The organism is Pseudomonas sp. 05N434, assembly GCF_056396965.1.
The window spans coordinates 1-557 of sequence record NZ_JBFTMK010001061.1 but is presented as its reverse complement, the minus strand read 5'-3'; the positions used below and the strand labels follow the sequence as shown (position 1 = coordinate 557).

The 557-nt window shown below is 55.1% G+C and carries 1 protein-coding gene and 1 pseudogene; one reads left to right on the top strand and one right to left on the bottom strand.

Annotated features, from left to right (window positions below; genetic code table 11):
* Positions 1–398, top strand: a 398-nt coding sequence (locus tag AC1DLB_RS31715) for an elongation factor P (RefSeq protein WP_477786495.1), incomplete at its 5' end; no start/stop codon positions are given.
* 73 nt (positions 399–471) lie between these two features.
* Here AC1DLB_RS31715 and AC1DLB_RS31710 read toward each other — a convergent pair.
* Positions 472–557: pseudogene (locus AC1DLB_RS31710) on the bottom strand (organic hydroperoxide resistance protein); the annotation flags it as partial.

Here is a 557-nt window from a genome sequence, read left to right as displayed (position 1 = left end):
ACAAACTGGACGACGTGATCCTCGACCGCAAAGAAGCGACCCTGTCCTTCATCAGCGGCGACTCCTACACGTTCATGGACACCACTGACTACACCATGTACGAGCTGAACGCTGAAGACATCGAAGCCGTTCTGCCTTTCGTTGAAGAAGGCATGACCGATGTTTGCGAAGCGATCTTCTTCGAAGAGCGTCTGGTTTCCGTAGAACTGCCGACCACTATCGTGCGTCAGGTTGACTACACCGAAGGCTCCGCTCGCGGTGATACTTCCGGCAAGGTGATGAAGCCTGCCAAACTGAAGAACGGTACCGAGCTGTCGGTTGCTGACTTCATCGAAATCGGCGACATGATCGAGATCGATACCCGCGAAGGCGGTTCCTACAAAGGCCGTGCTAAATAAGCACCGCTTGAGGAATGAAAAAGCCCGACCATTGAGTCGGGCTTTTTTGTGGGCGAATGATCAAGATCAGTGATTAAACGGCAACGTGCAGGCGCACATCGACGTTGCCACGCGTGGCGTTGGAGTACGGGCAGACCTGGTGGGCGGCGTCGACCAGGC